This is a genomic window from Citrobacter sp. CK198, assembly GCF_030333295.1.
Taxonomy (GTDB): domain Bacteria; phylum Pseudomonadota; class Gammaproteobacteria; order Enterobacterales; family Enterobacteriaceae; genus Citrobacter_B; species Citrobacter_B koseri.
Map to the genome: position 1 here is coordinate 379,033 of NZ_JAOWGE010000031.1, position 25,054 is coordinate 404,086.

22 protein-coding genes are annotated in these 25,054 nt (G+C 54.9%); 4 read left to right on the forward strand and 18 right to left on the reverse strand.

Annotated features, from left to right (window positions below):
* Positions 1-89 precede the first annotated feature (89 nt).
* The 11 genes from dtpA to blr form a co-directional block, all read right to left on the reverse strand.
* A complete protein-coding gene (gene dtpA / locus OGY62_RS14260; protein ID WP_047457245.1) occupies positions 90-1,595 on the reverse strand; it encodes a dipeptide/tripeptide permease DtpA in 1,506 nt (501 codons plus the stop codon).
* Positions 1,596-2,206: 611 nt separating this feature from the next.
* Positions 2,207-2,842: an endonuclease III gene (nth, locus tag OGY62_RS14265; protein WP_049008478.1), complete on the reverse strand. Its 636-nt coding sequence runs from the start codon at positions 2,840-2,842 to the stop codon at positions 2,207-2,209.
* Positions 2,842-3,534: an electron transport complex subunit E gene (locus OGY62_RS14270; RefSeq protein WP_012132516.1), complete on the reverse strand. Its 693-nt coding sequence runs from the start codon at positions 3,532-3,534 to the stop codon at positions 2,842-2,844. Before OGY62_RS14270 ends, nth begins: the two co-directional genes overlap by 1 nt.
* A gap of 3 nt (positions 3,535-3,537) precedes the next feature.
* Positions 3,538-4,158, reverse strand: coding sequence for an electron transport complex subunit RsxG (rsxG, locus tag OGY62_RS14275; protein WP_286460128.1), 621 nt, complete (start codon positions 4,156-4,158; stop codon positions 3,538-3,540).
* A gap of 9 nt (positions 4,159-4,167) precedes the next feature.
* Complete coding sequence (gene rsxD / locus OGY62_RS14280; protein ID WP_012132514.1) at positions 4,168-5,220, reverse strand: electron transport complex subunit RsxD; 1,053 nt, start codon at positions 5,218-5,220, stop codon at positions 4,168-4,170.
* Complete coding sequence (rsxC, locus tag OGY62_RS14285; protein WP_286449605.1) at positions 5,221-7,245, reverse strand: electron transport complex subunit RsxC; 2,025 nt, start codon at positions 7,243-7,245, stop codon at positions 5,221-5,223. It abuts the gene before it with no gap.
* Complete coding sequence (gene rsxB / locus OGY62_RS14290) at positions 7,238-7,816, reverse strand: electron transport complex subunit RsxB (RefSeq protein ID WP_012132512.1); 579 nt, start codon at positions 7,814-7,816, stop codon at positions 7,238-7,240. The genes rsxC and rsxB overlap by 8 nt, the downstream gene beginning before the upstream one ends.
* Positions 7,816-8,397 carry an electron transport complex subunit RsxA gene (gene rsxA / locus OGY62_RS14295; protein ID WP_005121199.1) on the reverse strand — a complete coding sequence of 194 codons (582 nt, stop codon included), beginning with the start codon at positions 8,395-8,397 and terminating at the stop codon, positions 7,816-7,818. Before rsxA ends, rsxB begins: the two co-directional genes overlap by 1 nt.
* A 76-nt stretch (positions 8,398-8,473) precedes the next feature.
* Positions 8,474-8,914, reverse strand: coding sequence for a DUF2569 domain-containing protein (locus OGY62_RS14300; RefSeq protein WP_012132511.1), 441 nt, complete (start codon positions 8,912-8,914; stop codon positions 8,474-8,476).
* Between the two features lie 89 nt (positions 8,915-9,003).
* Positions 9,004-9,219: a transcription modulator YdgT gene (gene ydgT, locus OGY62_RS14305; protein ID WP_024130361.1), complete on the reverse strand. Its 216-nt coding sequence runs from the start codon at positions 9,217-9,219 to the stop codon at positions 9,004-9,006.
* Between the two features lie 306 nt (positions 9,220-9,525).
* The gene (gene blr / locus OGY62_RS14310) at positions 9,526-9,651 is read right to left on the reverse strand and encodes a division septum protein Blr (protein ID WP_047457235.1); all 126 of its coding nucleotides are present in this window, start codon (positions 9,649-9,651) and stop codon (positions 9,526-9,528) included.
* Between the two features lie 245 nt (positions 9,652-9,896).
* On the opposite strand from blr, the gene OGY62_RS14315 reads away from it, so the two are divergent.
* Positions 9,897-10,937: an oxidoreductase gene (locus OGY62_RS14315; protein ID WP_286460129.1), complete on the forward strand. Its 1,041-nt coding sequence runs from the start codon at positions 9,897-9,899 to the stop codon at positions 10,935-10,937.
* 376 nt (positions 10,938-11,313) lie between these two features.
* On the opposite strand, the gene add is transcribed toward OGY62_RS14315, so the two are convergent.
* From add to malX, 3 genes are all read right to left on the reverse strand, one after another.
* Positions 11,314-12,315, reverse strand: a complete 1,002-nt coding sequence (gene add / locus OGY62_RS14320; protein WP_047457232.1) for an adenosine deaminase — start codon at positions 12,313-12,315, stop codon at positions 11,314-11,316.
* 100 nt (positions 12,316-12,415) lie between these two features.
* The gene (locus tag OGY62_RS14325) at positions 12,416-13,588 is read right to left on the reverse strand and encodes a MalY/PatB family protein (RefSeq protein ID WP_286460131.1); all 1,173 of its coding nucleotides are present in this window, start codon (positions 13,586-13,588) and stop codon (positions 12,416-12,418) included.
* Between the two features lie 10 nt (positions 13,589-13,598).
* The gene (gene malX, locus OGY62_RS14330; RefSeq protein ID WP_286460133.1) at positions 13,599-15,191 is read right to left on the reverse strand and encodes a maltose/glucose-specific PTS transporter subunit IIBC; all 1,593 of its coding nucleotides are present in this window, start codon (positions 15,189-15,191) and stop codon (positions 13,599-13,601) included.
* Positions 15,192-15,367: 176 nt separating this feature from the next.
* Between malX and OGY62_RS14335 the strand changes: the two genes are divergently transcribed.
* On the forward strand, positions 15,368-16,396 hold the full coding sequence (locus OGY62_RS14335; protein ID WP_112002418.1) for a Mal regulon transcriptional regulator MalI: 1,029 nt from the start codon (positions 15,368-15,370) through the stop codon (positions 16,394-16,396).
* A gap of 70 nt (positions 16,397-16,466) precedes the next feature.
* Here the strand turns inward: OGY62_RS14335 and OGY62_RS14340 are convergent, their stop codons facing one another.
* Both OGY62_RS14340 and manA read right to left on the reverse strand, forming a co-directional pair.
* Positions 16,467-17,975, reverse strand: a complete 1,509-nt coding sequence (locus tag OGY62_RS14340) for a YdgA family protein (RefSeq protein ID WP_049011603.1) — start codon at positions 17,973-17,975, stop codon at positions 16,467-16,469.
* Between the two features lie 102 nt (positions 17,976-18,077).
* Positions 18,078-19,253, reverse strand: coding sequence for a mannose-6-phosphate isomerase (gene manA / locus OGY62_RS14345; protein ID WP_199977072.1), 1,176 nt, complete (start codon positions 19,251-19,253; stop codon positions 18,078-18,080).
* Between the two features lie 261 nt (positions 19,254-19,514).
* On the opposite strand from manA, the gene fumB reads away from it, so the two are divergent.
* A complete protein-coding gene (gene fumB, locus OGY62_RS14350; protein WP_012132495.1) occupies positions 19,515-21,161 on the forward strand; it encodes a class I fumarate hydratase in 1,647 nt (548 codons plus the stop codon).
* A 159-nt stretch (positions 21,162-21,320) separates the two neighbouring features.
* On the forward strand, positions 21,321-22,724 hold the full coding sequence (gene fumC / locus OGY62_RS14355; protein WP_047457217.1) for a class II fumarate hydratase: 1,404 nt from the start codon (positions 21,321-21,323) through the stop codon (positions 22,722-22,724).
* Here fumC and tus read toward each other — a convergent pair.
* Positions 22,721-23,650 carry a DNA replication terminus site-binding protein gene (gene tus / locus OGY62_RS14360; protein ID WP_049009311.1) on the reverse strand — a complete coding sequence of 310 codons (930 nt, stop codon included), beginning with the start codon at positions 23,648-23,650 and terminating at the stop codon, positions 22,721-22,723. The two genes, fumC and tus, sit on opposite strands and share 4 nt — an antisense overlap.
* A gap of 97 nt (positions 23,651-23,747) precedes the next feature.
* Positions 23,748-25,049, reverse strand: a complete 1,302-nt coding sequence (gene rstB, locus OGY62_RS14365) for a two-component system sensor histidine kinase RstB (RefSeq protein ID WP_012132492.1) — start codon at positions 25,047-25,049, stop codon at positions 23,748-23,750.
* Positions 25,050-25,054: the final 5 nt, after the last annotated feature.

The following is a 25,054-nucleotide window of genomic DNA, read 5'->3' on the forward strand; positions in this document are numbered from 1 at the left end:
GCTGAGGTTTAACGTATGGTAGTGCGGCATCAGGCAAAAAAAAAGCCGCTAACGCACGTTAGCGGCCTGAATATCAGTTTCCCTGAAAATTACGCGGTAGCGGTTTTGGCTGCCTTCGCGTTTTCTTCATCATCCTGAGTCATACGATTCAGTTTCGGCGCGGTGATAAGCATCAGCGCGGCGATAACCGCAGTGGCGACACCGATTTGCAGGAATACGCGACCGTAAACTTCCAGAGACATCAGCGGGTCAGTAACGTTTTCCGGCACCGCCATCATGCCAGCCACGTAGCCACCAATCAGGTTGGCGCCCGCCGTAGTCAGGAACCAGCTCCCCATGATGAAGCCCATCAGACGCTGTGGAACTAGTTGGGCAACCATTGCCAGACCCAGACCGGAGATCATCAGTTCACCGATACTTTGCAGACCGTAGCTGAGGATGAGCCAGTTAACAGACACAATGCCTGCATCTGTAGCGAATTTCGCGCCCAGCGGCAGAACGAGGAACGCGCCAGAGCACAGAACCATACCGATAGCGAATTTGGTCGGCATCGGCAGCGTATCACCCATCTTGTTATAGATGGCCGCCAGAATCGGGCTACCAATGATGATCCAGAACGGGTTCAGCGCCTGATACTGCTCCGGTTCAACCGCGATACCGAGGATAGTGTGTTCAACGTTACGGATTGCGAAGAAGTTCAGTGACGTCGGCATCTGGCTGTACAGCACAAAGAAGATAATCGCTTCCAGCATCAGGATGAATGCGACGATCATTTTACGACGTGCCGCGCCCTGCATCGCGAACGCTTCTTTACCAAAGATAATCACGATACCCAGAGCGATCACGCCCAGAACCATACGTGCAATGCCCTGGTTGTGCAGCAGCCAGGTCGCGATAGCGATCAGCACGATAACGCCTGCGATAGTCGCCAGCAATTTACCGAAATGTACCGCTTCGAAGTCTGGTTTTGAGCCGTAGTCTTTAACCCAACTGCGGCAGAACAGGAAGTTAACCACCGTGATGAGCATACCGACGAAGCTCAGGGCAAACGCCACGCTCCAGCCGAATTTTGCGGCAAGCCACGGCGTCGCCAGCATAGAGAAGAAGGAACCGATGTTGATGGACATGTAGTACATGGTGAATGCACCGTCCAGACGCGGGTCATCTTTGGCATAGCAGGTCGACAGCAGAGAAGACGGGTTCGCTTTGAACAGACCGTTACCTACGGCGATGGTCGCCATCCCCATATAGACGATTGCAACATCATGACCGGACCAGGCGACCAGGCCATAACCAATCGCCAGTACGATAGCACCCAGCAGAATGACGCGTTTGGTGCCCAGAACTTTATCCCCTAACCAGCCGCCAATGGCGACCAGACCATACACCAGGGCGCTAAAGGAAGAGAAAAGGGTGATGGAATCCGCTTCTGACATACCCAGTTGTTTAACCAGGTAGACGGCCATAATTCCTTGCAGGCCGTAATAACCAAAACGCTCCCATAACTCAATAGAGAAAATGAGATAGAACGATTTCGGTTGTTTGAAAGCGTTCAAACTGACGCTTTCAGTTGGTTTATTGTTTGCAGTAGACACTTTTACCTCTTTTTTTACATCCCATATTAACGGGGGTGTTCTGGCGCGTGATGAGTCAAGTTCATCCGTCCGATTGTTATAGTGGGAGGGGAAACGGCAAGTAATGTTCACTATCTTTCCCTTCCATACAAGGGGTTTGTAATACTCTGTTACATATATCTTGCGTGGTGGAATCATCGGGACTGAGAAATGTTATGTAGCGTTAAATTTCTTCATTTGTAAAATGGCAGTTTTTTACACTACAGGGAGGGGCGAAAAAGCGGATGGTGGCGATATGTTCTGCTATTTGAGGTTTAAAGTAGTGATATAGGCCATTATCTGAAAAATAGCCAGTGTAATGTTTTGTATTGAAAAGGCATCATCAGGTCATCTGGTTGTAATTTTAACCGTATTTGATAAAAAATTTTACACGAAGTTATCAATGTGATCTGGATCACGTATAGATAGAAATTTCAGTTTCTAAAAAAACGATTAACCTGGTGAAGTGTTAAATCAAAAGAACATTGCATTAAGAAATCGAAGCGGGCCGGTATCATAGTCGGGTAAACAGGTGAGCCGAAGTGGATAACAAATTGTTATGCGTCGGGGCGTACGGCGTCGCCCCTGGCGCATCAGATATCGACTTTCTCTTTGTATTCGCAAAGATCTTCAATAATGCAGGAGCCGCAGCGTGGTTTACGGGCAATGCAGGTGTAGCGGCCATGCAGAATTAACCAGTGGTGGCAATCGACTTTAAATTCCGCTGGAACGACCTTGAGCAGTTTTTCTTCCACCTGCTCGACGTTTTTACCGGGGGCGAACTGTGTCCGGTTACAGACGCGGAAAATATGCGTATCGACAGCGATAGTTGGCCAGCCAAATGCGGTATTGAGCACCACGTTGGCTGTTTTACGCCCGACGCCGGGCAGCGCTTCCAGAGCCGCCCGATCCTCTGGAACCTCGCCATTGTGCAGTTCAAGCAACATCCGGCAGGTCTTAATCACATTCTCCGCTTTGCTGTTGAACAGGCCGATAGTCTTGATATACGACTTTACGCCCTCGACGCCAAGCTCCAGCATGGCCGCCGGGGTATTGGCGACGGGATAAAGCTTTGCGGTCGCTTTATTCACGCTGACGTCCGTGGCCTGTGCTGACAGCAATACGGCGATGAGTAGCTCAAACGGCGAGGTGAAATTTAACTCCGTTGTGGGGTGCGGATTGTTGTCACGCAGGCGCGTTAATATTTCCAGTCGTTTTGTTTTGTTCATTACACATTCCCTGTTTCACCTGACGGAAGCTCAGCGGCAACGGCTTCGGCGCGGCGTTTTTTCATTTTCTCGTCAATAAGGTACTTCACGGCCAGCATCAGCCCCAGGCCAATAAAAGCGCCGGGTGGCAGCATCGCCAGCAGGAAAGGCGAGTCGGTATGAAAAATCTCCACGCGCAGCACTTTCGCCCAGTCGCCCAGCAGACCGTCAGCGCCATCAAACAACGTGCCATTGCCGATGATTTCACGCATGGAGCCGAGGACAAACATGGCGCCGGTCGCCCCCATGCCAATGGAAAAACCGTCCAGCGCGGACAGCGCCGGGCCTTTTTTCGCGGCAAAAGCCTCTGCGCGCCCCACAACGATGCAGTTGGTCACAATCAGCGGAATGAAGATCCCCAGCGACTGATACAAGCCGAAGGCATAAGCGTTGATCAGCATCTGTACTGCACTGACCACGGACGCGATGATCATTACGTAGATTGGGATGCGGATTTCCGCTGGCGTCCAGCGGCGCAGGGCGGAAATTGTCAGGTTGGTCAGCGTCAACACCAGCGTGGTGGCGAGGCCGAGGCCTAATGCGTTCGTGGCGGTGGAGGTCACTGCCAGTAGCGGGCACATGCCAAGCAGCTGTACAAGCGCTGAGTTGTTTTTCCACAAGCCCTGAACGATAACGTCTTTAATTTCGCTCATGGTTTATTCTCCACAGGCGGTAAGTTGAGGAAATTGCGCCGGTAAGGTCTGCGCGTACAGACCCGCACGTTTCACCGCGTTGACCACTGCCCGAGGGGTAATGGTTGCGCCGGTAAACTGGTCAAAATCACCGCCGTCTTTTTTCACGGCCCAGTGAGCATCGTTCTCAGCGCCGATGGTCTTCCCGCTGAAGTGGGTGATCCAGTCGGATAAGCGCAGCTCAATTTTATCGCCCAGGCCAGGCGTCTCATGATGTTCTGTCACGCGTGTACCCAGCACAGTGCCGCTGAAATCAGCGCCAACCAGGAGCTGTATGGCGCCAGAATAGCCGTCCGGCGCCGTGGCTTCAAGAATGGTGGCGACGGGCTTATCGTCCTGACGGGCGATATAGATGCGGTGCGTACCTTTGCCCAGCGCCGGAGCATTCACCAGAAAGCAGCTGTCCTGCAAGGTATTATTGTAGCGATCGGCAGGCAGAACCTGATCAAATAACGCTTTTTGCTGGAGAACCGCCTGCTCGGCAATCGTCGATTTAGTGACCAGGTTAATGGCCGCCGTCAGCCCCGTCGAGCCTGCGGCAAACAGCGCCAGCGTGATACCGTGTTTACGAATCGTTTTCAGCATGGCGTGTCCTTAGCGATGCCCGTAGACGCGAGGTCGGGTGTAGTAATCAATCAAAGGCACCGTGATATTCGCCAGCAGTACGGCGAACGCCACACCGTCCGGGTATCCCCCGAAACTGCGAATCAACCACACTAACAAACCCGCCAGCGCGCCAAAAATCAGACGACCACGGTTGGTTGTCGAGGCGGTGACGGGATCGGTCAGAATAAAGAACGCGCCCAGCATTGTCGCGCCAGAAAGCAGATGCAACTGCGGAGACGCCAGTGAATCCCCGGCGAATGCCCATCCCAGAGTGGAGCAGACAGCCAGCGTCACTAAAAAGCTGACCGGAATGTGCCAGCGGATCGCTTTTTGCCAGAGCAGCCATACGCCGCCAATAAGCCAGGCGATGTTTACCCACTGCCAGCCCGCACCGGCCAGCATGCCGCTGTAGATGGGGTACTGCATAATCTGTTCAACGGCGTGCCCGGCATGTAACGAGGTTTTGAACGTATCGAGCGGCGTAGCCTGGCTGATGCCGTCAATGCCCATGCGTAACGTATTCATGTCGCCGCCGCTGGCGGTGTGTCCGGTGAAGATGACCTGCAACGCATCCAGAAGGCCTGGCGCCGTTGCGGCGATGTCATGCGGCGGGAGCCAGCTTGTCATCTGTACCGGGAATGAAATCAACAGAACGACATAACCAATCATCGCTGGGTTGAATGGGTTTTGCCCCAGACCGCCGTAAAGCTGCTTGGCGATAATGACGGCAAATACGGTGCCCAATACCACCATCCACCACGGAGCGAGAGGCGGTATGCTCACAGCGAGCAGTAAACCGGTCAGCAATGCTGAATTGTCTTTTAAGATAGCGGCGATCGGCTGTTTACGCAGTTGAAGCACGGCGGCTTCTGCGGCCAGCGCGCTGACTGCGGCTAGTATAATCTGGAACAATGTGCCCCAACCGAAAAACCATAGCTGAGTGGCAATCCCCGGCAGCGCGGCGATTAACACCAGCATCATGATACGCGATGTCTGGCGCTGGTTATGGGTATAAGGCGAGCTTGCGATTCTGAATACCATTTATTCCTCGTTAACAACCTGCTGCTGTGCTGCTTTTTTTGCCTGAACGCGGGCAATCGCCGCTGCGACGGCGGCTTTGCGCGGATCGACCGGCTCGGCGGGTTCCGCAGCGGCCTGCTGTTCCTGCTTGCGCGCTTTGGCGCGGGCAATTGCCGCTTCGACAGCGGCTTTGCGCGGGTCGACCGGTTCGGTGGGTTCCGCTGCGGTCTGCTGTTCCTGCTTACGCGCTTTGGCGCGGGCGATTGCCGCTTCGACGGCGGCTTTACGCGGGTCGACCGGTTCGGTAGGTTCCGCAGCGGTCTGCTGTTCCTGCTTGCGCGCTTTGGCGCGGGCAATTGCCGCTTCGACGGCGGCTTTGCGCGGGTCGACCGGCTCGACGGGTTCTGTAGCGGCCGGTATGTTCTCCGCCTGTCTGGCGCGCGCCTGCGCTTTACGCGCTTCACGGGCAGCAATAACCGCGCTGTTATCCGGCTTCTCTCCCGCGTTGATGACAACAGGCTGAGTCGCCTGTGCCTGTTTCTCTTTTACGCGCGCCAGCGCTGCGGCGATGGCATCCTGATCTTTTGCCGCAGGTTGTGCGGCCGCATTTTTATGGCGCTCAAGGCGTGCGGCTTTCTCACGCTCCAGTCGCGCCTGTCTGGCCTCAAAACGCGCTTTCGCTTCAGCCGCGCGTTTTTCTTCTTGCGCGATCGCGTAAATCTCCGCTTTTTCCTGACGGAAATACTGCACAAGCGGAATGCTGCTGGGGCATACCCAGGCGCAAGCGCCGCACTCAATGCAGTCGGCAATGTTATGTGCGGTGGCTTTATCGTGCTGTTGGCCTTTGCTGAACCAGTACAACTGCTGGGGCAACAAATCGGCGGGACAGGCATCGGCACAGGCGCTACAGCGGATACAACCTTGCTCTTCCGGCGTTTCGCCCATTTCCGTGGCGGAAGGCGCGAGAAGGCAGTTAGTGATCTTCACGACGGGAACATCAAGCCAGGGCAGGGTAAAGCCCATCAGCGGGCCGCCCATAATCACCATTTGATCGGCTGAAGAACAGAAGCCCGCATCATTAAGCAGGTGGCTGACAGGCGTCCCCAGCCTGGCCCAGACGTTACCGGGACGGCTGACGGACTCTCCGGTCAAGGTCACAACGCGCTCGGTGATCGGTTCCCCGTCAATCACTGCGCGTTTGACGGCATAAGCCGTACCAACGTTTTGCATCAGCACGCCGATATCAGAAGAGCGACCGCCGTGCGGAACCTGTTTCCCGGTCAGGATCTGGGTAAGTTGTTTTGCGCCGCCGGAAGGGTATTTCGTTGGGATAACGCGTAACGCGATATCATGCGCATCGGCCAGAACGGCACGCAGCATTGAAATGGCCTGCGGCTTGTTATCTTCGATACCTATCAGGACCTCACGCGGTTGCAGAATATGGGCAAGGATACGAATGCCTTCCACCACCTGCGCGGCGCAATCCTGCATTAAGCGGTCATCAGCGGTGATATAGGGTTCACACTCCGCCGCGTTGATGATCAGCGTTTCAATCTTATCGCCGCCGCCCTGTAATTTGACGCCGGTCGGGAACCCCGCGCCGCCGAGCCCGGCAACGCCGAACTGGTGAATCCGGGTAATTAGCTCTTCGCGGCTGCGACGCTGATAATCCGCCCAGCCGTCGCGTTCGATCCAGCGATCTTCGCCATCGGCATCAATCATCACGCTAAGCTCAGCCAGGGCCGACGGGTGCGCGGTAGAGTGGGGGGCAATTGCGATAACCTTCCCGGACGTCGGCGCATGGACGGGCAGCATGCGGCCGCGACCTCGGGTCAGCGGCTGGCCTCGCAGGACGCGATCGCCAACGTTAACGCACAGCTCTCCCTCAGCGCCAATATGCTGCTTAAGAGGAATGATAAAGCGCGGCGCCAGTGGAACCTGTCGCAGAGGCGTACCGTTTGACTGGGTTTTCATTTCCGGCGGATGAATGCCCCCATCGAAATCCCAGATTTTATCTTTTCTGAATGCAGAGAATAACTTAAGCATGTTGTTCCACGGGAATGATACGAACGGGGATGGTGTTCAAATCCCACTTCCAACTGTCAGGTGTTTCCGCTACCGGGCGTAATTCAATGCATTGCGTCGGGCACGGGTCAACGCACAGGTTACAGCCGGTGCAGAGATCGCTCATGACCGTATGCATCGCGCGCGTGGCGCCCACAATGGCATCCACCGGGCATGCCTGAATACATTTAGTGCAGCCGATGCAATTGTTTTCATCGATGACCGCCAGCATACGCACTGGCGCAACTTCTTGTTCATCACCATCGATAGGTTGCGGATCGACGTTCAGTAACGTTGCGATTTTCAACATCACCGCTTCGCCGCCCGGCGCACAGCGGTTAATTTTTTCACCCTGACTACCGATGGCTTCAGCATAAGGGCGGCAGCCAGGATAGCCGCACTGCCCACACTGGCTCTGCGGTAAAATTTCGTCGATTTTTTCGACTACGGGATCGTCTTCCACGGCAAACCGGCGGGAGGCATACCCCAGGATGGCGCCGAATGCCAGGCCCAGCAGGCTCACGGCGACTACGGCAATCCAGATAGCATTCATTACAACTTCACCAAACCACTAAAGCCCATAAAGGCCAGAGACATTAAACCTGCGGTAATCAGCGCAATCGCGTTACCGCGAAAAGGGGCAGGAACGTCTGCCACGGCGAGGCGCTCGCGAATCGCCGCGAACAGCACCATCACCAGAGAGAAGCCGACGGCGGCGGAGAAACCGTACAACGCCGACTGCAAAAAATTATGACCGAGGTTAATGTTCAACAGCGCCACGCCAAGCACCGCGCAGTTGGTGGTGATGAGCGGCAGGAAGATCCCCAGCAGACGGTACAATGCCGGACTGGTTTTACGCACCACCATCTCAGTAAATTGCACTACCACCGCGATGACCAGAATAAACGCCAGCGTCCGCAGGTAGATGAGATCGAGCGGAATCAAAATCCAGGTGTCAATCAGCCAGGCGCAGATAGACGCCAGCGTCATCACAAACGTGGTGGCGAGCCCCATACCCATTGCGGTTTCCAGCTTTTTGGAAACCCCCATAAACGGGCAGAGACCCAGAAACTTGACCAGTACAAAGTTATTGACCAGTACAGTTCCGACAAAGAGCAGCAGGTAATCAGTCATTTTTCGGCCTGAAATAAAAAAGCCGCCTATTATCTGTCAATCTACAGCAGGCGACAACAGGTTAACTGTAAGGGTATTACGGGTTCACAAACGTTGCTTTAACGCGCGCCGAGCGTTTGAAATAGGGTACGATCAGCGCGGCCGCCAGTAACGGGAACAACAGCTGGCGAACCGCAAACGCGTCTGAGACTGGCGAAAAGGCAAAGGCTTTAATTGCCAGCAAGACTGACACCAGCAGCCAGATAATATAATGTTTAGGCACGCAGTGGCGGCGCTTGAAGAAGGCGATGGTCAACCATAAGGTGTAATACCACATTGCGATGGCGGTAATAAACGAAACGCCCCACAACAACAGGTTGCCGGTACTTTGCTCACTGAGCATATGGAATGTCTGCGGCGTAGCCAGCGCAGTAGCATAGAGCAATAACGCGAGCGAGGCGCTTAGTAACGCGACTAACAGCCAGGCCAGTGGGCCAAGCAACCAGCCCCCGATGCGTTGTGCCGGTGTTGTGGTCATATCTTCTCCAGATTTGCCAGCGCGAACAGGCAGACTATTTCATTTTGGGGCCAGTATTATAAAGCTTTTAACGCCGATCGCTACTTTCTTTATTGTACGTAATGCCAGACTGATTTTGGCACCTGACCGACATCATACAGACGACCGCCCGAGACCAGTTCCGCGCGACGATGATCTGCGGCGCGATACATATTGATGATCTCCCGATCGTCAGAGAGGGTGTAGTTAAGGTGATCAAACAGTTTTTCCAGGCTCTCAAGCGAACTGATTTTGCGGAATTTTAATAAATAATCCTGAACTGTCATAAATAGCGATCCATATTAAACAAATAACACCAACGGAGTAGTGAATATAAAAATAAACAAAACGACACCGAAAAGAATAATCGGCGCACAAGGGTAAATAAGCGTATTCTTACGTGTCATGAATCAGGCGAGCAGAGCACCTGCCGGAAGGGTAACGCGCTTCATGACAACTGGCAATAAGCGTGCGGCCAGCAGACGGCATATTTCGCTTTTTTTGCCGCTTTTCATCTTTTCCTGATTTTTCTGGCTGTAAACCGAAACCATTTCTGACGATATGCTGCTATGCCGCAACTGGCCAGAACACGCTTATTTTTTCTGAACGGAGACCGTCGGTTCAGGGGGCTGGTAATTATCGATATGGCTGGCGACGCCTAAGAGGATCACTGAGACAACGAGAACAATCCAACCGGTTAATTCAATAAGGCGATTCATTACTGACGACATTTTTTTGCTTTGATTTATCCATAAACACAGGATGCAAATGTTACTCATCAATAAATAAGACGGCAAGGGTGTCGGGAACGATTTCAGCGACTTTTTCGCAGCAGGAGAGCCCAAAGTCACTGATGTTTGACTTAAGTTAAGCAACAACCTTTATAACCTGGCGGTTATTAAACTATTGTGAGTGGTTAAGGGATAGTGTGAAATGACTCCGTTCTGACATGAGAGGCAAAGACATGAGTGACAACATCCGGGTAGGGCTAATTGGTTATGGTTATGCCAGCAAGACTTTCCATGCGCCCTTAATCGTGGGGACGCCGGGTCTGGAACTGGCGGCGGTTTCCAGTAGTGATGAAACAAAAGTGAAGGCGGACTGGCCTTCTGTGGCGGTTGTCTCAGAGCCTAAGCATCTTTTTAACGATCCGAATATCGACCTTATCGTCATTCCTACGCCCAACGACACCCATTTTCCGTTGGCGAAAGCCGCGCTTGAAGCGGGAAAACATGTGGTTGTGGATAAACCCTTTACCGTGACACTGTCACAAGCTCGTGAGCTCGACGCCCTGGCGCGCAGCCTGGGACGCGTGCTTTCTGTGTTCCATAACCGCCGTTGGGACAGTGATTTCCTGACGCTGAAAGGATTGCTGGCCGATGGCGTTCTGGGGGAAGTGACTTACTTTGAATCCCATTTCGACCGTTTCCGCCCGCAGGTCCGCGATCGCTGGCGCGAACAGGGCGGCCCTGGCAGCGGTATCTGGTACGATCTGGCGCCGCATCTGCTGGATCAGGCGATCAATCTGTTCGGTTTGCCGGTCAGCATGACGGTGGATCTGGCGCAGCTTCGTCCTGGCGCGCAGTCGACGGATTATTTCCACGCGATATTATCCTACCCGCAGCGTCGGGTGATTCTGCACGGTACGATGCTGGCAGCGGCAGAATCAGCACGTTATATCGTGCATGGCTCGCGCGGCAGTTACGTGAAATATGGCCTCGATCCACAAGAGGAGCGGCTGAAAAACGGTGAGCGACTGCCGCAGGAAGACTGGGGTTACGACATGCGTGACGGCGTGTTGACGCGCGTGGAAGGCGAAGACCGTGTGGAAGAGACCTGGCTGACGGTGCCGGGTAATTATCCGGCTTATTATGCGGGCATCCGTGACGCGCTGAATGGCAACGGTGAAAACCCGGTTCCGGCGAGCCAGGCGATCCAGATTATGGAGTTGATTGAGCTGGGGATTGAATCAGCGAAGCATCGCTCTACGCTGTGCCTCGCGTGATGACGGTGTACTCTTCTGGCGCCGGGTGTTGCCGGATGGCGGCGTAAACGCCTTATCCGGCCTACAGTTGTGCAGTTGTAGGCCTGATAAGCGCAGCGCCATCAGGCGTTGGGTGTTGCCGGATGGCGGCGTAAACGTCTTATCCGGCCTACGGTTGTGTCGCTGTAGGCCTGATAAGCGCAGCGCCATCAGGCGTAGGTGCTGCCGGATGACGGCGTAAACGCCTTATCCGGCCTACGGTTGTGTCGTTACAGGACTGATAAGCGCAGCGCCATCAGGCGCCGGGTGTTGCCGGATGGCGGCGTAAACGCCTTATCCGGCCTACAGTTGTGCAGTTACAGGACTGATAAGCGCAGCGCCATCAGGCGTTGCGTGCTTAAACCGCTGCGACTTTCTCACGCAATGCTCGTTTTTCCGCTTCGCTTAAAAACGCCATTTCCAGGCCATTGATCTGCGCCTGACGAATCTGCTCGCGGGTTAATCCTGCCGCCGGCGCCGCTACCGTGTATTCGTGAATAATATCCACACCCTGTACCGCGGGATCATCCGTATTCAAACTTGCCAGCACGCCATGCTCAAGGAACGTTTTCAGCGGATGCGCAGCCAGCGAGGCAACGGTGCTGGTCTGGATATTAGACGTCAGACAGGATTCGATACCGATTCGCTGCTCGACCAGAAAATCCATCAGCGCGCGATCTTCCACGGCCTTCACGCCATGACCGATACGTTCGGCGCCCAGTTCGCGAATGGCCTGCCAGATGCTCTCCGGGCCCGCCGCTTCGCCAGCATGTACGGTAATATGCCAGCCCGCATCACGCGCGCGGTTAAAGTGAGAGAGGAACAGACTGCCCGGGAAGCCAAGTTCATCGCCCGCTAAGTCAAGCGCAGTAATGTGATCGCGGTGCGCCAGCAGCGCTTCCAGTTCCTGCTGACAGGCAGCCTCGCCGAAAGTACGGCTCATGATGCCGATCAGACGAGCTTCAACGCCAAAAGTCTGGCACCCTTCACGTACGCCAGCGATGACCGCTTCGACCACGCCTGCCACAGGCAACTGGTGCGTCATCGCCATATAACCCGGAGAAAAACGCAGTTCGACATAATGCAGGCCGTTGCGGGCGGCATCTTCAATATTTTCAAAGGCCACGCGACGACAGGCATCCAGCGACGCCAGAACTTTAACGCCCCAGTCGAGCTTTGCCAGAAAACTGACCAGGTCAGGCTCCGTTGAGGTGATCTGCACATGCGGAATGAGCGCGTCAAGCGTTTGTGCCGGAAGGGCTAAATTGAACTGGCGGCCAAGATCAAGAATAGTTTGGGCACGAATGTTGCCATCAAGGTGGCGATGAACGTCAGTTAACGGAAGGGAAGTATCAATCATGGTCGCACTCTTTTTTAATATAAAAGTGCTCGCCATTATAAAAATAAAACGGGCGTAAAATCTATGTTGCGCAATAAATAATTTTATTGCGCAATCATTGTCAGCGTATAGCGTGGATCGCGTTGATCAGGCCGTTAACGCCTTTTTCGAGCTTCGAACGTGGACAACCGGCATTAAGACGAACAAACCCGCGACCTTCTTCGCCATAAGTATACCCAGGCATGATGGCCACTTTCTGCTGATGAATTAGCGCATCCTGTAAGGCGTGGTCGTCAATATTCAGCGCGCGCAGATCAATCCAGGCCAGATAGGTCGATTGCGGAACCTGCCAGTTTAGCGTCGGGAACGCGGTGTTTAACGCATGCGCGATATAATTCAGGTTATCAGCAAGATACTCGCGCAGGGCATCCAGCCACGGCGCGCCCTGTTGATAAGCGGCAATATGCGCGCTAAGCGCCAGAACGGCGGGTGACGACAGCCCGTCACGCCCCTTCAATACGCTGAGGTAACGATTGCGGCTTTCCTCATCGCCGATGAGCCCGTAGGCGCCGGTCAGCGCCGGAATGTTGAAGCTTTTTGACCCGGAGGTCAGCAGCGCCCAACGACCACGCGCCACATTGCTCCAGGGGATATGCGGCTGCGCGCCCCATACCATATCCATGTGGATTTCATCGGAAATGACCCGCACGCCGTGACGATGGCATAGCTCAGCCATCGTCTCCAGTTCATCGCGCGTCCATACCTTTCCGGTAGGGTTCTGCGGGCTGCACAGCAGGAGAATTTTACTCTCTGGCCGGGCGAGCACCGCGTCCAGCTCGGCCATATCGCAGTGCCAGCCGTCCGCGTTTTTCTGTAGCGCAACCGGCATGACGGTGCGCTGGTTGCCTTCGATGGCGTTATAGAACGCATCGTAAGCGGGGGTGTGAATCACCACCCCTTCACCGACGGATGACCACTGGCGGATCAGCTCCGACACCATGTAGATCACGGAGGGGCCGTACACGATCGACTGTGGGTCGATCGTAGTGTGGTGACGGGTTGCGAACCAGTGGGCGATCACCCCTAAAAACTCATCGTTTTTCCAGCGGCTGTAACCCAGCACGCCGTGCGCCAGACGCTGGTTGATGGCCTCCAGGATGCACGGCGCGGTAGCGAAATCCATATCCGAGATCGTAAACGGGAGCAGGTCAGGGGCGCCAAAGCGATCGGCAACATAATCCCACTGCGTACACCACGTACCGTGACGATCCACCACCTTTGAAAAATCGAACATATCGTTGTCCTTATGCCTCAACCGTGTTCATCAGACCCGCCATTTCATCCTTAACGGACTGTACCTGAGGGCCAATAACCACCTGTAAGTTATGTTGATTCAGCTGTACTACGCCGATAGCGCGATTGTCCTTCAGCGCCTGTACATTCACAAGCGACATATCCTTCACCGACAGGCGCAGACGGGTAATGCAGTTATCCAGGCTGACAATATTTTCACTGCCGCCAAGCGCGGCCAGAATCGCCGGGACGTTATAGCCTGATTTCCCTGGCGCGCCCGCCATGACTTTTTCAATATTGCTGGCGATTTCGGTATCGCGGCCCGGCGTTTTCAGATTAAAGCGCGTAATGGCGAAACGGAAGATGATGTAGTACACCGCGAACCAGACGGCGGCGACCACCGGAACCAGATACCACTTGGTCGACAGACCGTGCAGGACCCCAAATACCACAAAGTCGATGATGTTGCCGTCGGTGTTGCCGATAGTGACGCCGAGGATCGCCATGATGGTGAATCCCAGACCTGTCAGCAGGGCGTGAATCACATACAGCACAGGCGCGACGAACAGGAACAGGAATTCCAGCGGCTCTGTGGTACCGCCAACGACACAGGCGATAAGGCCAGAAATCAGCAGCCCCTTAATTTTGTGACGATTTTCAGGACGCGCGCAGTGGTACATCGCCAACGCAGCGCCCGGCAAGCCGCCGAGGAAGGCAGGCATTTTTCCCTGAGACAGGAAGCGGGTCGCACTTTCAGAGAAGCCGTGCGTTGTCGGGCAGCTCAGCTGCGCCTGGAAAATGGTCAACGCGCCGCTCACGCTATGGCCGCAGACTTCCTGCGTACCGCCCGCTTCGGTAAAGCGAATCAGCGCGACCAGAATGTGGTGCAGGCCGAACGGCAGCAGCAGGCGCTCACCCGTACCAAAGATCATCGGACCGAAATCACCCGCGCTATTGATAATGTGGCCCAGACCGCTGATGCCCATTGCAAAAACAGGCCATACCAGCGGAATGACCAGCCCGACCAGTCCCATCACCACGGAAGAGACGATCGGCACGAAACGCGTACCGCCAAAGAAAGCCAGCGCATCGGGCAGACGAATATTGTGGAAACGCTCATGCAGCATCCAGACAACGATACCGGCGATCACCGCCCCCAGAATCCCCGTGTCGATAGACTGAATCCCGAGGATATTCTGTACGTTATTGGCTTTCAGAATGGCGGCGTCAGTCGTCGGCAGAATGCCTTTCGCCGTTAACCAGAAGTTCACGGCAAGGTTCATTACGGCATAACCGACGAAACCGGCAAACGCGGCGACACCTTTGTTTTCACGCGCCAGACCGAGCGGAATCGCGATACAAAACATCACCGGGAGGAAGCTAAAAGCGAACGAGCCGACTTTACTCATCCAGGTAAAGATGGCCTGTAGCACCGGGTTGCCCAGCGCCGGGAGCAGGGTGACGACATCGTGGCTGCTTAACGAACTGCCGATCCCCAGCATGATCCCGCAGAAAGAGAGCAGCGCCACGGGCAGCATAAACGTTTTACCCAACTGCTGGAAAAATTCCCATAATGTTATTTTTGGTGTTGTCTTCGTCGTCATCTAACGACTCCTCGTGAAAAAGAAGGCTGTGGTCAATTATTTGAGCGAGAAGATAAAACGTTTTACCTAATTTTAGTGCGGCGCAAATCACATTATCGAACGATAATAAAGCGTATAAATATAAGTGATTGATAAAACGTTTTATCTGTCACGTTATCAAGGAGCTTTCTTTTTTCATGGCTATAGCCAAAAAAACCACCATCCATGATGTCGCGTTGGCGGCTGGCGTTTCCGTCAGTACCGTCTCATTAGTGCTCAGTGGCAAAGGGCGGATTTCGTCAGCCACCGGCGAGCGGGTTAACGCGGCGATTGAACAGCTGGGCTTTGTGCGTAACCGCCAGGCATCGGCGCTTCGCGGTGGGCAGAGCGGCGTCATTGGGCTGATTGTGCGCGATCTGTCTGCGCCTTTTTATGCGGAACTCACGGCCGGGTTGACAGAGGCGCTGGAAGCGCAGGGGCGCATGGTCTTTTTGTTGCACGGCGGTCAGGATGGCGAACAGCTGAGTCAGCGCTTCGCTATGCTCCTTAATCAGGGTGTGGATGGCGTGGTGATCGCCGGAGCGGCGGGTAGCAGCGATGCGCTCCGGGAACGGGCAGAAGAAAAAGGGATTCCGGTGGTGTTTGCCTCGCGCGCCAGTTATCTGGAAGAGGTGGATACTGTCCGGCCGGATAACATGCAGGCGGCGCAGCTACTGACGGAACATCTGATTCGCCTTGGGCATCAGCGGATCGCGTGGCTGGGAGGGCAAAGCTCCTCATTAACGCGCGCGGAGCGCGTCGGCGGCTATTGCGCGACGCTGCTGAAGTTTGGGTTGCCTTTTCACAGCGACTGGGTGCTGGAGTGCGCATCCAGCCAGAAGCAGGCCGCCGAAGCCATTACCGCATTACTGCGGCATAACCCGACCATCAGCGCAGTGGTGTGCTACAACGAAACCATTGCGATGGGAGCATGGTTTGGCCTGATGAAAGCGGGGCGTCAGAGTGGTGAAATTGGCGTTGATCGCTATTTTGAACAACAGATCTCGCTGGCGGCGTTTGCTGATGTGGCGGAAAACGCGCTGGACGATCTGCCGATCATCTGGGCCAGCACGCCAGCCCGCGAAATTGGCTATACCCTTGCGGAGCGCATCCTGCAACGGATTGGTCATGAAGAGAGCCATTCGCGCAGCCAGACCATTTCCGCTCGTCTGGTGACGCAAAAATAGCGTGGCGGGGCAGGTGTTTGAATAGCGGCCCGACGGGAAAGTCCCGCCGGGCGCGGGACGTACAGAAAACTTACTGCTGAGGAATAGCCGGAGCGTCCGGCACGGAGAGCGCAGGCATACCAAACATGCCGACAAACTCTTCCAGCGTCATTTTTTGCCCGTTGAGCGTTACCTGACCATTGGCATACTGTAGGTTGGTGGCGATGGTATTATCCTGCAACGTGGTGATGCGGAACATTTGCCCCATCGCGGCTAACCCTTTGACTTGTTGATTCGCCAGCTTATCGGCATCTTCCTGCTGATAACCTTCCAGTCTGGCGACCTGAGTCATAAACTCAACGGCCATATCCATCGGGATCGTCAGCTTCGCATCGAGAGATTTAACGGAACGATCCACTTCCTGAGTCAGCGTTTGCGGTTCTTCAGTGGTCGCGGCCGGATCTTTCAGGAACAAGGAGAGGTTCAGCGCGGTCTCGCCTTTAGCGTTTTTCCAGCTTAACGGCGCGACGGTAATCACCGGTTCGCCCTTCATCAGCAGCGGCAGGGCGCCAAAGAACGCTTCGGTCACTTTCTCCTGATAAAGTTCAGGATTTTGCACCACCTCGGGTTGCGTCATCAGCGCCTGAGTCTGAGCGTTATACTGGCGGCTAAACTGGTGCCATGCTTCGCCATCGATCTGTCCCACTTTCAGCGTCAGCTTGCCGCTACCCAGATCCTGATTCTGCACTTTAAGGCTGTTCAGCGAGTAATCCAGCTGGCTATTGATGGTTTTGCCGTCGTTGACGAGATCGGACTTACCGTCGATCACCATGCCTTCCAGCACGGCCATCTCTTTACCTTCTACCGATACCGTCATTTTTTCCAGCGACAGCGTCTGGTTGCCAATACGCTCGCCGAAGCTGGCCAGAGTGCTGGAACCGTCGGTTTTCAGGTTATTAAAAGTAATCTGGACTTTCTGGTTATATTCGTTGACGGCATCCACCAGGCCGCTTTGCGCTTCGCCTGACAGTGAAACAACATTGCCGTCTTTATCGGCATTCAGCTGAAATTCCCCGCCGCTAAAGGCGACTTTTTCACCGTTATTTTCATAATTCAACGGCTTGAGGGATATATCTGAGCGGGTATCGCCGCCATAACCAATCCGGGAATTAATCTCGACCGGCGTCTCGCCCTTTGCGATATCAAACAACGGTCTGGTGACGTCGTTGTTGACCAGGGTCGTCTTCACCGAGGCCATCGCAGGGATAAGGTTAAACGATTTCAACTGTGCGAACGGGAAAGGGCCATGATCCACCGCTTCGTTCAGTACGACGCTTTGTCCTGGTTTCAGCCAGGGGTTTTCCTTGCCTTCGACAGGCTTCGCCACCAGCTGTAACTGGCTGCTGAAAATGCCGCGCTGGTAGTTTTGATAGCTCAGCTCAATGGCGGCTTCAGGCGCCGTGCGTTTAAGCTGCTCATTTGCCTGATTCACCATCTGTGCGAGATGCGTTTCCAGTTTTTTCCCGGTGTACCAGGCCCCGCCTGTCCAGACCACGCCCAGGGCGACGATCACACCTGTAGCTACCAGCGATTTTTTCATATCGATTATCCATAAAAATGAAACCAGGCGGATTAAACCGCCTGGAGAAGTTGTGAGCCTTTAACTAGCTTAGCAAGAGTTGTTAAAAAATTCAGTATGTTGCTACAGCTTGTTGTAAACCCTGGCCAAACGGCCCACGCCGCTGGCGTTGACCGGAGACTCATCAGCGCCGATAAACGCGGATTCGCCGGGTTTCAGCACCAGACGCTGCTCGCCCTTGCTCAGAACCGCTTCGCCTTCCACGCAGAACAGAATGGCGGCGCTCTGCTGGCTGATGGCCGTTTCCTGAGCGGAGAGGTCATGCAGCGAAAACGCGAAATCCTCCACCGGAATCGGGAAGTCCAGTTCCGTACCGTGTTTTACCGGCGTTGTCAGCAGCTGATCGGCAGGTTTGGCAACGAATTTGACGTTTGCGACCAGTTCAGGAATGTCGATATATTTCGGCGTCAGCCCGGCGCGCAGGACGTTATCGGAGTTCGCCATCACTTCCAGCGCCACACCCTGCAAATAGGCATGAGGCGTTTCGGCAAACAGGAACATGGCTTCGCCAGGGTTCAGCTTGACCACGTTCAGCAGCAGTGGAGAGAAGAGGCCGCTGTCATCTGGGTAAAATTCGGATATGACGCGGATCGTCTGCCACGGTTCACCCTGTTGGCTGTTCAGCGCCGCTTTCAGTACCGCCAGCGCGCGGGATTTTTCATCGCCCTGCATATTGAGCAGGCTGGCGAACAGTTGGCTCAGGCGTTCGGCATTCGGCTCTTGCAGGAAGTGGGCAATGGCGGTATGCGCGCCGGAAACAGGTTGCAGCAGGGAGACAATCTCAGAGAACTCGCGGAATGCGTTCATCGCCAGGAACGGCGTCAGGGCAAAGACCAGTTCAGGCTTGTGGTTCGGATCTTTATAGTTACGCTCGGCGGCATCCATCGGAATACCGGCCGCATTCTCTTTCGCGAAACCCATTTCTGAGTTGTGTTTATTCGGATGAACCTGGATGGAAAGCGGCTGCGCGGCACACAGCACTTTAAACAGGAAGGGCAGCTCGCCAAAACGTTTTGCGACAGACTCGCCCAGCAGTGTGGCTTTATCGTGCTCAATCACGTCGCGTAACGAGACGGCTTTCCCGTCAGCGCCTTCAATTCGGGAGCTGCTCTTGGGATGGGCGCCCATCCAGAGCTCTGCCATTGGCTGCTGAGACGGATTCGCAATGCCGTAGAGTTCCGTTAACGCAGTTTTACTACCCCATGCATAGTTTTGCACTGAGTTGATGAGTTTTTGCATTATCAAGCCCTGTTTCAATATGGAAATTAATTCGCGTATTAAACCAAGAAACCCGCGGGAAGTAACCTCTGCGCGCAAAAAGTCGTACTTGTCTCAGTTTTTGTTAAAAAATTGTGTAGGATAGTGTAACTCGCTTTTTACACCCTGACGCATTCGGGTTGCAGGACAATAACATGTCTGCCGCTGGAGGCGTGACGGGTAAGCAGGGCAATGGAACATCTGCCCAGAGAATAACCAGACCGAGCAGTAAGTGAGAGAACAATGTCGAACAAACCCTTCCATTATCAGGCTCCTTTTCCCCTCAAAAAGGACGATACCGAATATTACCTGCTGACCAGTGAACACGTTTCCGTTGCCGAATTTGAAGGACAGGAAGTGCTTAAGGTCGCTCCTGAAGCGCTGACGCTGATGGCGCGTCAGGCATTCCACGATGCTTCGTTTATGCTGCGCCCTGCGCATCAACAGCAGGTCGCTGATATCCTGCGCGACCCGGACGCCAGCGAAAACGATAAATATGTCGCGCTGCAATTCCTGCGCAATTCGGACATTGCCGCAAAAGGGATTTTACCAACCTGCCAGGACACCGGTACGGCCATTATCGTTGGCAAAAAAGGCCAGCGCGTCTGGACTGGCGGCGGTGATGAGGCTGCGCTGGCGCGCGGCGTTTATAACACTTACATCGAAGATAACCTGCGCTATTCGCAAAATGCCCCGCTGGATATGTATAAAGAGGTCAATACCGGCACCAACCTGCCCGCGCAGATTGATCTCTACAGCGTTGATGGCGATGAATACAAATTCCTGTGTATCGCCAAAGGCGGCGGTTCCGCCAACAAAACCTATCTGTATCAGGAAACCAAAGCGCTGCTGACGCCGGGCAAACTGAAAAATTACCTGGTCGATAAAATGCGCACTCTGGGGACGGCGGCCTGTCCTCCGTATCACATCGCCTTCGTGATCGGCGGGACGTCGGCGGAAGCAACGCTGAAAACGGTTAAGCTGGCCTCCGCAAAATACTATGACGAACTGCCGACGGAAGGGAACGAACACGGTCAGGCATTCCGCGACGTGGAGCTGGAAAAAGAGTTGCTGACGGAGGCGCAGAATCTCGGGTTAGGCGCCCAGTTCGGCGGTAAATATTTTGCCCATGATATCCGCGTCATTCGTTTACCGCGTCACGGCGCGTCCTGTCCGGTCGGGATGGGCGTCTCCTGCTCTGCGGATCGCAATATTAAAGCGAAGATCAACCGCAAAGGTATCTGGATCGAGAAACTGGAACATAATCCGGGTAAATATATTCCTGAAGAATTGCGCCAGGCAGGCGAAGGCGAGGCGGTTCGCGTTGACCTCAATCAGCCAATGAAAGCGATCCTGCAACAGTTGTCGCAGTATCCGGTTTCAACTCGTCTGTCGCTGAACGGGACGATTATTGTGGGGCGTGATATCGCGCACGCCAAACTGAAAGAACGGATGGATCGTGGCGAAGGGTTGCCGCAGTATGTTAAAGATCATCCGATCTACTACGCGGGGCCGGCAAAAACGCCTGAAGGATACGCGTCCGGTTCGCTGGGGCCAACGACCGCAGGGCGTATGGACTCTTACGTCGATCAGCTTCAGTCGCAGGGCGGCAGTATGATTATGCTGGCCAAAGGCAACCGTAGCCAACAGGTGACCGATGCCTGCCATAAACACGGCGGCTTCTATCTGGGCAGCATTGGCGGGCCTGCCGCCGTGCTGGCGCAGGGCAGCATCAGGAGTCTGGAATGCGTGGAATACCCTGAACTGGGGATGGAAGCGATCTGGAAAATTGAAGTGGAAGATTTTCCGGCCTTTATCCTGGTGGATGACAAAGGCAATGATTTCTTCCAGCAAATTCAAACTTCGCAGTGCACGCGCTGCGTGAAGTAAGACAATAAAAAGGTACATTTGCAGGCCGGGTAAGGCGCTGTGCCGCCCGGCATTTCAGAAGCGCACAAAGCGCCATGCAGTATTTATGAAGCAATCAATACTTAATCCTGACAGGTGTGTGAGCATGTCCTCAACTTCATTGTTAACAAGGAGAAAGTAATGACGACGGTACGCTGCGAGAAAGATTCGATGGGCGGGATTGATGTTCCGGCAGATAAACTTTGGGGAGCGCAAACCCAACGATCGCTGGAGCATTTTCGTATCTCCACGGAGAAAATGCCCGTCTCGCTGATCCATGCGCTGGCGCTGACCAAGCGTGCGGCAGCCAAAGTTAACGAGGACTTAGGGCTGCTGTCGGCGGAAAAAGCCTCCGCCATTATGCAGGCGGCTGATGAAGTGTTGGCCGATAAACATCCCGACGAATTTCCGCTGGCGATCTGGCAGACCGGGTCGGGCACGCAAAGCAACATGAACATGAACGAAGTGCTGGCGAACCGCGCGAGCGAACTGCTGGGCGGCGTTCGCGGCATGGAGCGCAAAGTTCACCCGAACGATGACGTCAATAAAAGCCAAAGTTCGAACGACGTTTTCCCGACCGCGATGCACGTTGCGGCGCTGCTGGCGCTACGCAAGCATCTCATCCCGCAGCTTAATGTCCTGACCGATACGCTGCGCAAAAAGTCCCATGCGTTTGCCGACATTGTGAAAATTGGCCGCACGCACTTGCAGGATGCGACGCCGCTGACGCTCGGTCAGGAAATTTCCGGCTGGGTGGCGATGCTGGAGCACAATCTCAAACATATTGAAAATAGCCTGCCGCATGTGGCGGAGCTGGCGCTGGGCGGCACGGCGGTGGGCACAGGGTTGAACACCCATCCTGAATATGCCCGCCGCGTGGCGGATGAGCTGGCGGTGATCACCTGCGCGCCATTTGTGACGGCACCGAACAAGTTTGAAGCGCTGGCGACCTGTGATGCGCTGGTTCATGCGCACGGCGCGCTAAAAGGGCTGGCGGCGTCGCTGATGAAAATCGCCAATGACGTTCGCTGGCTGGCCTCTGGCCCTCGATGCGGCATTGGTGAAATTGCCATTCCTGAGAACGAGCCGGGCAGTTCGATTATGCCAGGCAAAGTGAACCCGACCCAGTGCGAAGCGCTGACCATGCTCTGCTGTCAGGTGATGGGCAACGATGTGGCTATCAATATGGGCGGGGCGTCGGGAAACTTCGAGCTTAACGTCTATCGCCCGATGGTTATCCATAATTTCCTGCAATCGGTACGCCTGTTGGCGGATGGGATGGAAAGCTTTAATGCGCACTGTGCGGTCGGTATTGAGCCAAACCGTGAGCGTATTAATCAACTGCTCAATGAATCGCTGATGCTGGTCACCGCGCTCAACACGCACATCGGCTATGACAAAGCGGCGGAGATCGCCAAAAAAGCGCACAAGGAAGGGCTGACCTTAAAAGCCTCTGCCCTGGCGCTGGGGTATCTCACTGAAGCCGAGTTTGATAGCTGGGTGCGCCCGGAACTGATGGTGGGCAGCATGAAGCCAGGCCGTTAATCCGCCACATACAGGTGCAACCGGGGGATGATAAGTCGCAACGGTTGCGCCTGAGGCTTAAAGCGGTGCTGAACATTGTCCGCATCGTAATTCAGTAGTTCGCCGATATCCGGCACGGTCATGCCTTTATCGGTATTGATCAGCGCGATAAGCGGCGTCGGACAGGCGTGCTGAACCTGTTTCTGCTGCCCTTTGTACCAGACGCGGGCAATCGGCTGTACCTTCACCGGTCTTTTAATCTTCAGCCGCGCCTGTTGCGGCAGGGCGGCGATATCCTGATATTCGCGCTCCAGCCTGGCCTGCCACTCTTCGCGCGTCCAGGGATGCACGCTGCGCGGCGTGTTCAGGCTTTTCTCCAGTTGCGCCAGCACCTCATCCCGGCGCAGATTCTTAATAATGTGCTTGTTGGCCCAGCCAAAACGGAGGGTGGCGGGATTCTTGATCACCGTTAACGCGCGGTAGGCATTCAACGTGATAAGACCGGGCAGATGGCGATGCACCCACTCAAAACGCGCCGCTGACGGCAATCCTGACTCCACCGTCACAATACGCTCAAATGTCGTTTTTAACTGATTGATGTGCTGGATCTGGTTTTCCAGCGCGACCTGCGTGGCATCATCAACCTGATAGCACAATACGCCGGGCAGGCGAACCGCCGCTTTGCTGCTGCGATTTTCAGACTGTTGCTGAATAAACAGGTGGCGATAGTGGCGCAGCGCCAGCGATTCGGCCTCTTTTCCCAGATGCTGCTCCACCGCAATGGTCGCCAGAGGGTTGTGCTCCGCCTCTTTGGTCACTTCGGGGAGGGAGAAGACGCGGGCAATCAGCAGCGGTTGCTGTTCGAGATTTTCTGTCAGGGTTGCCAGCGCGTGTTCTGTCTGGCGAAAAGTACCATTCAGGCGTTCGACAAGATCGTAACGGGCCATATCACCACCATTTCAGTGTCGCAGAAAGAAGGATATTAGTTACAACATACTTACTGTATATCACATCATACCCGCCCTGACCATCATGCGCTATGCGTCAGGCAGGGGGAAATTCGGGGATGTTGTGCCAGACGGGCCAGTTGAAGGTGAATCTGGCGCCGCCCAGTTCACTTTCGCGACAGTTTACCGTTCCACCCATCGCCAGGGCGATGGAGCGCACGATGGCTAATCCCAGCCCGCAGCCTCCGGTAGCGCGGTCGCGGCTGGGATCGAGACGCACAAAGGGTTCGAACACATGTTCGCGCGCGTCTGGCGCAATGCCGGGGCCGTCGTCTTCAACAATCAGGGTCGCCTGATTGCCGCTTAACAACAGGCTGGCCTGAACGGTGGAATGGGAATAACGCAGCGCGTTATTGAGCAGATTATCCAGCACACGCTCCATTAGCCGCATATCCAGCGCGCCGTAATCGCCAGGCGTAAGCTGGCTGAGCCGCACTGTGCGCCCGGGGTTGACGCTCTGTACGTCTTCCAGGTGGCTTGCCAGCCACACGGGGAGGTCGGGAACGGTGAGCGTTAACGCAGTCTGCGGCCTGTCCAGCCGCGCATAGGTCAGTAACTCTTCGATTAACGCTTCCAGTTGGCCGATATCGCGATTCAGCGCCTGCGACTCCTGTGCGCTGAGATTTTCACTCATCTCCAGCCGGTAACGCAGACGCACCAGCGGTGTACGCAGTTCGTGGGCGATGCCGTCAATAAGCTGTTTTTTACTGGCGATCAGCGCGTTGATGTTATCCGCCATCTGGTTAAAGGCGATGCCGAGACGTTCAAAACTGGAACCGTTGTCAAAGTGAAGGCGCTCTGCGAGGTGCCCTTCGCCAAAACGCTGAGCGGCGGCCTCCAGGCGCAGCATCTCCTGCCAGTGCGGGCGCATCCAGATAAACACCGGAAAGGCGAGGGAGATGGCGATAAAGGCCATCAGCGCGATATCCAGTAGCCGCATCTGGTGAAGAAAATAGAGATAAGGAACCGGCCCGACGGCCAGCACGTAATGGCTGCGGGGGATGCGCTGAATAAACGTATACTGATCGTCCAGCGCGACGATGTCGCCTTCGCGCAGCCGCTGTGTGGTAAGCGCGTCGAGTTTGTATTTATTGAGCGGCTCTACGCGCAAATCGAAAGAGAGATTAAGATCCATCTCTTTGAGGGTTTTCCCCCAGTCGCGCGGAGGGATCTCCCGCAATTCGCTGCGCATTAAGTACAGCGAGCTTTTCATCAAATCATCCAGCGACTGTCTGCCTGCGCGTTCTGCGGTGAACTTATACACCAGCCCGACCAACAGGGTCATGACCAGAAAGCAGACAAACAGCAGCAGATAAAACTGAACGAACAGTTTTTTCATTGATG